This is a genomic window from Mesorhizobium sp. B2-7-2 (assembly GCF_006440775.1).
Lineage (GTDB): Bacteria > Pseudomonadota > Alphaproteobacteria > Rhizobiales > Rhizobiaceae > Mesorhizobium.
Window position 1 is genome coordinate 356,338 of sequence record NZ_VFTZ01000004.1, and the last position, 9,312, is coordinate 365,649.

Genomic DNA, 9,312 nt, shown 5'->3' on the forward strand with positions numbered 1-9,312 from the left:
AACATGCTCGGTGAAGCTGTTTGCGTTCGCCACGCACATAGGAGGCTCGCAGCACGCCGGCACCGGTCGATCGAACGGAGACGCCGGCGATGATGTGAGTCACTTCTACAACGTTCCAGAACATAGCTGGCTCAGCACGAACGCCCATGACCTAGGCTGGAGATAGTTCAGCTTGAATACCTCTGCTGGAGAAAACATGCTGAAAAAGTTCCCACGCTATCCGCTCACCTTTGGCCCAACGCCGATCGAGAAGCTCGACCGCCTCGGCAAACATCTGGGCGGCAAGGTAGAGATCTACGCCAAACGCGAGGACTGCAACTCAGGTCTCGCGTTCGGTGGAAGCAAGCTGCGCAAGCTCGAATACATCGTTCCCGATGCGATCGCGTCAGATGCTGATACGCTGGTCACCGTCGGGGGCGTGCAGTCCAACCACACCCGGATGGTCGCAGCGGTCGCGGCCAAGATCGGCATGAAATGTCTTCTGGTTCAGGAGAGCTGGGTTCCACATGACGATGTCGTCTACGACCGGGTCGGCAACATTCTTTTGAGCCGCATCTTGGGCGCAGAGGTGCGCCTGGTCGACGAGGGCTTTGACATAGGTATCCGCTACAGTTGGGAAGAAGCGCTCCATGATGTCAAGGCAAGGGGCGGCAGACCTTATGCGATACCGGCCGGGGCCTCTGTCCACAAATACGGTGGCCTTGGCTATGTGGGGTTCGCTTACGAGGTGCGCGACCAGGAGAAACAGCTTGGTTTTGCCTTCGACTACATTGTGGTCAGCACTGTCACAGGTTCAACGCATGCCGGCATGATCGTCGGGTTCGCGAAGGACGGTCGACAGCGCAACGTGATCGGTATCGATGCATCCGCCACTCCAGCAAAGAGCAAGGCGCAGGTGCTTAGCATTGCCAAACGTACAGCGATGCTCGTCGAGCTCGAAACGGAACTTGTCGAGGCTGACGTGGTGTTGCTCCAGGACTACGCGTACCCGCGCTATGGCGTTCCGTCCGAGGAAACGAAGGAGGCGATCCGTCTGTGCGCGCGGCTCGAGGGTATGATCACCGATCCGGTCTATGAGGGCAAATCGATGCAAGGGATGATCGACCTCGTCCAGAAAGGTTTCTTTCCAGAGGGGTCGAGGGTCCTTTACGCCCATCTGGGTGGCGCGCCCGCAATCAATGGTTACGGCTACACCTTCCGTAACGGCTGACGGGCGACAGCTCGCGTATGCCGCCCTGCCGTGCCGGACGTGTCCACGACAGTGCCGAACCGGAAAGGCCGGAGCCAATTCCGCGGACGGTCGATGATCTGGTAAATAATTCAGAGCGTTACGCGCAGAGGCTCGCGACCAAATTCCTCCCTGGGCGGTTGGCCGTCGAGAGACACGAGGCCGTTGAGTTCGTGCTCCGCTGCCATTCTGCGACCCAACGACTGTTCACTCCGCGACAAAGTGCGTTCGGTTCATCTCCTGGGTACCTTACCCAGCCCATTGCAATCTGAAGAAAAGCTTTGCGCCCAAGTTGGCACGACTCTTGAAGCTCTGTCGACAGGGGAGGAGCCAGGACTCAGATTCCACCACGCAATTGGGATGCTGGGCTGGAGCAGCTCGCACCAATGAGAACGCAACTGAAGGAGAGATCATGGAATTCTCGCGGATTGCGGCCGAGTTAAGCCTATTCCTCGACACGACTAATGATGTCGCTGAATCCGAACAGTTGTTCGAATTGTTGTCCGCGTTTGCGCTGAATTTCGATTGCCCGTGGATAGCCTATGGCCCCCTTGCACCAGAACAAAAGGTTTTGAAGCCGACCCGACCGGACTCTGCGATGATGTGGAATTACCCTGATGAATGGCAGGAGCGCTACTTAAAGATGGGTTATGCCAAAATAGACCCGCTCATCAAGAAAGGTCGAAAGGGGGTAGGGCCCTTCCGGTGGAGTGAGGTTTATACCCACGAAAGCACGACTGAAAATGAACGCCGCGTCCTGGACGAGGCGGGGACGTTCGGCTTGAAGTCAGGCGTTACCGTTCCATTACATGGTCCCGCTGGCAGCTTTAAGCTTATGTGTTTTGCTAAATCCTCGGACGGCGAATTGGAAAATAGAGCGATCACCTATCTGCAAATTGCCGCAGTACAGTTTCATCTGAGGGTTGCGAAGCTCGGAACGCAGAGGTCATCGGAGCACGCCTATAAGATCTCTGATAGGGAAAGAGAGTGCATTCATTGGATATCGAAAGGAAAAACGTCAGGGGAAATAGGGACGATATTAGGACGGTCCCAAAACACGGTTGATTTCCATGTGAAAAACGTGATGCGGAAGTTGGACACGACCCGCAGAACGGCACTTGCTGCGAAAGCTGTGGAACTTGGGATTATCGAACCATAGAAAGGAAGATTCGGCGAGCTCGGTGCGCGGCCTGTCGTGGAGCTCGAGCCTCGTCATACGCGGCGCCGATGGCTGCCGCAACCTCCAAATCCATCACTCGCTCGCCGAGAAGGCCTATCATGTCGCGCAAGAGACCGGCCAAGAGCGCACGCAGGTTCCTCATGCCATCGGTCGTCGATGATTCCTTTAAGACCCGCAACCGAGCTTTGCCGGGGAACATCGATGACCGGATGACCGCCGCAATGCCGCTCGCTGCGGCACTGTTGAGGGCGCTCGCGAGCGGCTTCGCGATCGCCGCGCTCCACAGCCTGTGGTGACGTGCTCCAGCGGTCGGACGACTCCTATGATTTGGTCGGCCGAATTCTCGCAGGGGCGATGGGGCTGATCCGTCAACTACCCGATGCCGTAGTATCGGTGCTTGTCCGGAAAATCTATATGTTGTCCACCGCATTCACCCTAGGTATCAGCTCTGGAGCAACGCAATAATGGGGTATTTTTAAGAGAGATAGCCACACCAATTAGAATTCCCGCGAAGTACCGGCCCAAAAAAGTCAATCCGACGATTCTGGTGTCAATGTGACATGAAGAACATTCACCACGAGCAGAAAGTTTTATCACTCTCCCCGTGAATGATCTCCGTGCAGAGGACCTAAAGATGAACATCAACGCGTTCACGGCTCATGAATCCAATGTTCGCCGATATTGCCGGGCCTTTCCCACAGTCTTTACGAAGGCACTGGGGGCGACGATCTGGGACGAGACCGGCAAGCCTCACATCGATTTCCTTGTGGGTTCCGGCGCGCTCAACTACGGACACAACAACCCGAATATTATGGCACCAGCAATCGAATATCTTATCGGTGAGAACATTGTGCTGTCGCTTGATATGCATACGGTGGCTAAGCGTGACTTCATTGAAGCCTTTGTGGATTCGATCCTGAAACCCAGGGGGCTTTCCTACAAGATACAGTTTCCTGGGCCGACGGGCACAAACGCCAACGAAGCGGCGCTGGCCCTTGCGCGAAAGTATACCGGCCGCTCGAGCGTCATGGCATTCACAAATGCGTTCCACGGTATGTCGCTCGGCTCGCTAGCGATCTCGGGGTCGGCGTCCACCAGAGAGCTGGGAGGCGTTGCGCGCCACGATGTGATCCGTATCCCATTTGACGGCTATCCGAGCCAAGCGTTCGATTCCGCCAATTACATTGATTGCGTTTTGAGCGACCCAGGGAGCGGCATAGAAAAGCCAGCCGCAATCATTCTGGAGACCATCCAGGCAGAAGGGGGCATGAACGCCGCATCCGCGGCTTGGCTCATAGAAATTCAGCGCATTTGCCGCAAGCATGGCATTGTTTTTATCGTCGACGATATCCAGGCGGGTGCGGGCCGAACAGGCGATTTCTTCTCCTTCGAGTTCGCCAAAATCGAACCCGACATCGTGTGCCTTTCCAAGTCACTGAGCGGTTCAGGGAGTCCGTTCTCCATTGTCCTTATTCGCCCCGACATGGACATATGGAAACCCGGAGAACATAGCGGGACCTTCAGAGGCAATAATTTCGCCTTCGTGACGGCAGGGGCCATGTCCAAAATGTGGTCGGACAGCCGGTTTACTGCAGGCGTGGAACAGACAGCGGCCAAACTGCAGGGGCACCTTGACCGCCTCGTCGCGAAATTTCCCAGATACATTGAACAAAAACGGGGCCGCGGTCTGATGGCTGGCCTCAAGTTCCGTTCACCGGCCCTGGTCGGCAGCGTGCACGATGTCGCGTTCGAGAATGGCCTGCTTATCGAATCCTCAGGGCCAAATCGCGACGTGATCAAAGTCCTCCCGCCGATAACCATCACCGATGTCGAACTTGATAACGGCGTCGCCATTCTTGACCACGCACTACAGGAGCAAGACAATGCGTAATCAGATTCCTCAACCGCCCGCCATCTCTCCTGTTTCGATCAGACACCGGACCGGCTCGATCAGCACTGCTGACATCATCTCGGTCCTGAAAGGCGAGACGACCGCTCTGCACATCAAGCAGGCTTTCAGCACTGAAGTAGCCGAGGAGATCAGCGCGAACTTCAGTGCCAGTACCGGTCTCAAGCAGCGAAAGGATGGAGTGCCAGGACAGTATGTTGGCGCATCCCACTACAGGAAGGATGCAGCCACCTATTTCGCAGAGGCCGAAAATGCGCGGCCGCACGTCGAGGCCCTGTTTAAGAATTTGGTTGACCCGGTCCGAGCAATATTCAGCGCATTGAAGCGCGAGCTTCACAACCAGGGCATCGAACTGCGACTGGCCCGTTCAGAACACGGTCAGGCCAATGTTTGTCGTGCCATCAACTGGTCTGGCAGCGGCGCATTTTCATTGGACCCCCACGACGACGTCGCTCAAGTCTTATGTGCTGGCAATGGTTATGAGCTTTCTTCCGTGGCGCACAACACTGTCGCAGCATTTAACTTCTATCCGAGCATGCCCGAGGAAGGCGGCAATCTGAGGCTCTGGAGCCATAAGCCGACAGTTGCCGACCGAAAGTCGCAGGGCGTGGAAACCACCGGCTATCCCTACTCGGCAGCCTATCTCGAGGCCGTTCCTTGCCGCGAGATCCAGCTCAAGGCCGGGGATATCGCTTTGATCGATGGCGGCTTCGTTCACGGGGTTACCGGTCAACCAGGCAACGGAAAGCGTCGCTTGTTGCTGAACAGCTTTTTCGGGTTTGCGCGGCCGGATCTTGTTCTCTGGTGGACCTGACTTTGGAGGACCGACCTTTAATGCGGATGGATTGCGCATCTATCAGCGTCGATGCGCAGTCGACTGCTGCTGACCTTCGACTTACGCCCGCCCGCCACCGGATCGCCCGCAACGGATGATTGCGCCGCACCCGCGCCTCAAGGTCAACATAGCTAAACAGTTCGCCAGCTCGATCGTCGCCGCCGCGCACGTCACTTCCGAATCCCTTCGGAACCAGTGAATTACCGCTGCGATCCGGTGGCGAGTGCCTTTTCAACAGCTTGCTAGAGAAATACCCAAACATCGGGGTTGCAGTCATGCTGGAAAACCGGTGCGGTTATGTCAGTCGCCCATGCCAACAACGCCGCCGATAGCGCTGCCGCAAAGGCGGGTACTGACTGTCAAGGTATCGCTATCCCAAGCGTTGCAACAGATTCGTCAAACAAGTTTACAGACTCTTTGCGAATGCAAGTCGCTGACCATGGTAAGTTCGCTTTAAGTCCGAGATTGGCCGTAGCTAATCGTCAACTCAATGGTTTGGAATGCGTGAACATAGAACCTGCAGCTTTGATCGCAAGACGCACCAGAGAGGCCCTTTAATTGATATCGACATTTTCGAAGCTCATGAGTCTAACGTTCGTCGCTATTGCCGGTCGTTTCCAACCGTCTTTACGAAGGCCCTCGGAGCGACAATCTGGGACGAGGCCGGTAAGCCATTTCTCGATTTCCTTGTAGGGTCCGGCGCACTCAACTAGGGACCCAACTATCCTTGCGCCAGCAATTGAATATCTCGTCGGTGAAAACATTCCTCTCTCGCTTGATATGTATACTGCGGCAAACGTATCCGGGCAAAGACAACGAGGACGCGCTACCGTGCAGCAAGAAGGGGTGGGTAACTACCGAACAGGCGCATATCCCTATTTCACATTCATCAAAATCGCGTTGCAAAAGGTATGCATGATTGCTGTAAGCTATAATGTTTACTCAGAATATGTGACGTATAATTGTGTAAGAGACTGTCGAGAGTTCGAGTTCAGGAAAATTCTATGTCATTTGATTTAGACAACTTTTTCTGGTTCGATGCGGGGACTTTGGCCGGAAAGGGTTCGGCCACGCTCGTTCGCCTCCGCTCGTGGAGCAGTGCTGCTATATCACGGAGGCGGTCTGCAAAGTAAATCATTCCACCCTTCATCGCTGAGATCCGGCAGGGAACTGTCGATCTGTTCGCTGGCAAACAATCACCAGGGAGAACTACAATGTTTCGCAATAATTTGAATTCGGACCTCGTCCAGTTGCAAAAGATCGACCCGCTGGCCTTCAAGGCGATCGAGCCCGGAATAGCTAGAGAGTCATCCGCCTGCCTTACAAATCTGGCGAATCTCTCGCGCAATGAGTTCACCTCGGAAGGGCGTGGGGCGGATTACCTCGATAGCATCCAACTGTCGCTGCTGGCACGATCGGAGGGTGTGATGGATCTTCTGGGCAAGATGCACCCCAATGGTTGCGACGGACTTTGTTCATCAATGATCATCTGCGATCTTCTCGCCGGTGACGGCTACGTGAACAAGGTAGCCCATCAGATCTTGGGTGCGGCGCGCTGCCCGACGTTCATCAACTCTGACATCTCTCAGTTCATGGTGGACCGTTGCATCCGCGACGGCCTTTTCGCAATCTGGCAAAGCGCGACCGATCCGTTCTGGATTAAAGACGGGTCGGTGGACGGTGTGCTGATGGCTTACGGCACGCACCACATCCCGCACGCTCAACGCACCACCGCTGTCCAAGCGGCTGCGCGAATTCTTCGGCCCGGTGGCGTCTTCGTTCTTCATGACTTCGAAGAGGGTTCAGCCACCGCCCGCTGGTTCGCTGACGTAGTGTCAACTCATTCGGTGACGCCACACGACTATCCTCATTTCACCGCGGGCGAGGTTCTTGATCTGTTCGCTGCTGCGCAGTTCGATGAGGTGACTGTGCAGCGAATTACAGACCCATTCGTCTTCCAGGCAGAAGACGAGGAGAGCGTTCTCCAATCGCTGGCCAAATACGTCGTGAAGATGTACGGGCTAGAGAAGCTCCGCAACGATACGCAGCGTGTGCTCGCGCTTCTTGATGAGTATTTCGGGCTCGCCGTGACGGGAACCTCTCGCGGTGGCTTCGAAGCGCGCATAGCGCGCAACGCTTTGGTCGGCAGTGGGCGACGGGTGTGAAATTATCACTGGGTCGACCAAGGTCGATTTCTGCTTCACCCTGCCGTGTGTCATCTGCTTTGAATTCTCGAATTGCTACCGCTCAATTAGAGTTGTCTAGCCCAACAGTATGAAACGTATCAACATCGGACACAGCGAGATATCTGAACAGGCGATTGGCTTTCACTCAGTCCGATCGATAGACGAGGTTTCTGGCGAGGCGCCGGAACTTGCATGTCGTGCCATGGTATCTAAGAGAGGGCTCGTCAATCGCCTTGATCATAGCCGCGCATCTTGATCGCCTGCCGATCTTAGAGTCGATTGGTGCCCTCGCAACCGATCTGCCCTCGCAACTGAGAAGCCAATGCCACGGCACCTACTCCAAGCACCTATCGAACTAGAGGATGTACCCGGATACCGTTGGAAGGATGGGCTTCTTGGGCCGGATGAGCCTAACCCGGTTGGGCATGTTTGCCCGACAGGATCATCGCCGTTTCTTCTGCTCTGCGATCATGCTGGTCGGCTGATCCCTAAGTCGCTCGGGTCTCTTGGCGTCTCTCCAGCCGATCTCATACGTCATATTGCTTACGACATCGGTGCTCTCGGCGTCAGTAGACGGGTGTCCGAACGACTCGACGCCGAGTTGATCTACCAGCGCTACTCCCGGCTTATCGTTGACTGCAATCGTCCACCCCACAACCCGACAGCATTTGTCACGATGACCGACGGAACGACTATCGCGGGGAATCTGGATCTAACTGTACCGGCTGCTGCCATGCGCCTGTCTGAGATCTTTCATCCCTACCAAGCGAGGATCGAGCATGTGGTTCGGACCCGTCTTGCCGCGAAACGTCCAACGGTGATCTTGACCGTCCACAGTTTCACCCCTTGGCACACCGACTACCCGACGCCGCGCCCTTGGCACCTAGGCCTTCTTTTCAACGAAGATCGCCGCCTGGCAGACGCGCTGGCCGAAGAATTCAAGATGGCGGGCGATCTCGACATTGGCTTCAATCAGCCTTACGCGCTGGAAAATGAGTCGGATTATGCAGTCCCCGTCTACGCGGAACATCGAGGTCTGCTCGGAATCGAGTTGGAAATTAGGCAGGATATGATCACGGAACCGGCCGATCAGATCAAATGGGGTGATCGGTTAGCGGAAGCACTGAGAGCTGCGCTTAGACGCATCGCTCCTGAATTTGTCTGAAAGGAACGCACGGCCCGAGCCAGCACTCTCGGAATGAAAATCCCCGCGTGGTGATGATTGGCAATCAGGGCTTGTCGGTTGTAATAAAATGCGCGGACGCTCGTTTCCGGTGGAACGCGTAGCGGCCTATTCGGCAGATTTGCAACCTGAGCGGGCCCGTTACCTTAACCACTGTGCGGAATTCGGGCCGACTCCCGCTTCGCTGACGATAAGGCGCATCGAGCTTGAACACAGTAAGGGGTGGTGATCAACGGTGCCGGCGGTCGGCGTCACTGGTCGGTGGATGACAAGGCGCGGATCATCGCGGAGACGCTGGAGCCGAACGCAATCATTTCCTAGGCCGCCCGTCGGTATCGCCTTAGGCCGCAGCAGGTCTTCGCCTGGCGCCGCGAAGCGCGCAAAAAGGCCACTTCGGTGCAGCAAGATTCTCCTGCCTTTGTGCCGACGGTGTTGGCGGCGGCGGAACCTGTAGTCAGCCGTTCACCGAAGCAGCGGAAACGGCAAGCCACCCGAGATGCCGGTATGATCGAGCTTGAGATCGACGGCATCGTCATGCGCGTCGGCCGGGGCGCCGATATCAAGACGGTGGCCGCAGTAATCCGCGCGCTGAAGGCGGACCTCGTGATCGGGCCGACGGGGGCGGTCAAGGTGATGGTCGCGACGAAGCCAGTGGACTTCCGCAAGGGCGCCGAGGGTTTGGCCGCGCTGGTGCGCGAGACGATGGGCGCCGATCCGTTCTTATGCATCGGGTGAGATTTTGTGGCGGAGCCGTCCTGGCGCCAGCCGAGGTCTGCCAAATCTGGAATCCT

The 9,312-nt window shown here is 56.2% G+C and carries 7 protein-coding genes and 2 pseudogenes; all 9 read left to right on the plus strand.

What is annotated here, in order from left to right:
- Positions 1-196: 196 nt before the first annotated feature.
- Complete coding sequence (locus tag FJ425_RS08370) at positions 197-1,210, plus strand: 1-aminocyclopropane-1-carboxylate deaminase (protein WP_064993514.1); 1,014 nt, start codon at positions 197-199, stop codon at positions 1,208-1,210.
- Between the two features lie 430 nt (positions 1,211-1,640).
- Entirely contained in the window at positions 1,641-2,387 is a 747-nt protein-coding gene (locus FJ425_RS08375; RefSeq protein WP_064993513.1) for a LuxR family transcriptional regulator, read from the plus strand.
- 119 nt (positions 2,388-2,506) lie between these two features.
- Positions 2,507-2,704 carry a hypothetical protein gene (locus FJ425_RS08380; RefSeq protein WP_064993512.1) on the plus strand — a complete coding sequence of 66 codons (198 nt, stop codon included), beginning with the start codon at positions 2,507-2,509 and terminating at the stop codon, positions 2,702-2,704.
- Between the two features lie 338 nt (positions 2,705-3,042).
- Positions 3,043-4,299, plus strand: coding sequence for a diaminobutyrate--2-oxoglutarate transaminase (gene ectB / locus FJ425_RS08385; protein WP_064993567.1), 1,257 nt, complete (start codon positions 3,043-3,045; stop codon positions 4,297-4,299).
- The gene (locus FJ425_RS08390) at positions 4,292-5,131 is read left to right on the plus strand and encodes a hypothetical protein (protein WP_064993511.1); all 840 of its coding nucleotides are present in this window, start codon (positions 4,292-4,294) and stop codon (positions 5,129-5,131) included. The genes ectB and FJ425_RS08390 overlap by 8 nt, the downstream gene beginning before the upstream one ends.
- A gap of 578 nt (positions 5,132-5,709) precedes the next feature.
- A pseudogene (locus tag FJ425_RS32315) lies at positions 5,710-5,947 on the plus strand (diaminobutyrate--2-oxoglutarate transaminase); the annotation flags it as partial.
- A gap of 419 nt (positions 5,948-6,366) precedes the next feature.
- Positions 6,367-7,317 carry a methyltransferase domain-containing protein gene (locus FJ425_RS08405; RefSeq protein ID WP_064993510.1) on the plus strand — a complete coding sequence of 317 codons (951 nt, stop codon included), beginning with the start codon at positions 6,367-6,369 and terminating at the stop codon, positions 7,315-7,317.
- Between the two features lie 343 nt (positions 7,318-7,660).
- A complete protein-coding gene (locus FJ425_RS08410; protein WP_084015730.1) occupies positions 7,661-8,503 on the plus strand; it encodes an N-formylglutamate amidohydrolase in 843 nt (280 codons plus the stop codon).
- Between the two features lie 621 nt (positions 8,504-9,124).
- Positions 9,125-9,241: pseudogene (gene tnpB, locus FJ425_RS08415) on the plus strand (IS66 family insertion sequence element accessory protein TnpB); the annotation flags it as partial.
- Positions 9,242-9,312 lie beyond the last annotated feature (71 nt).

Coding starts and splice junctions, on each gene's coding strand:
- FJ425_RS08405 (WP_064993510.1), top strand. CDS start 6,367: ATGTTTCGCAATAATTTGAATTCGGACCTCGTCCAGTTGCAAAAGATC.
- ectB (WP_064993567.1), top strand. CDS start 3,043: ATGAACATCAACGCGTTCACGGCTCATGAATCCAATGTTCGCCGATAT.
- FJ425_RS08390 (WP_064993511.1), top strand. CDS start 4,292: ATGCGTAATCAGATTCCTCAACCGCCCGCCATCTCTCCTGTTTCGATC.
- FJ425_RS08380 (WP_064993512.1), top strand. CDS start 2,507: ATGTCGCGCAAGAGACCGGCCAAGAGCGCACGCAGGTTCCTCATGCCA.
- FJ425_RS08375 (WP_064993513.1), top strand. CDS start 1,641: ATGGAATTCTCGCGGATTGCGGCCGAGTTAAGCCTATTCCTCGACACG.
- FJ425_RS08370 (WP_064993514.1), top strand. CDS start 197: ATGCTGAAAAAGTTCCCACGCTATCCGCTCACCTTTGGCCCAACGCCG.
- FJ425_RS08410 (WP_084015730.1), top strand. CDS start 7,661: ATGCCACGGCACCTACTCCAAGCACCTATCGAACTAGAGGATGTACCC.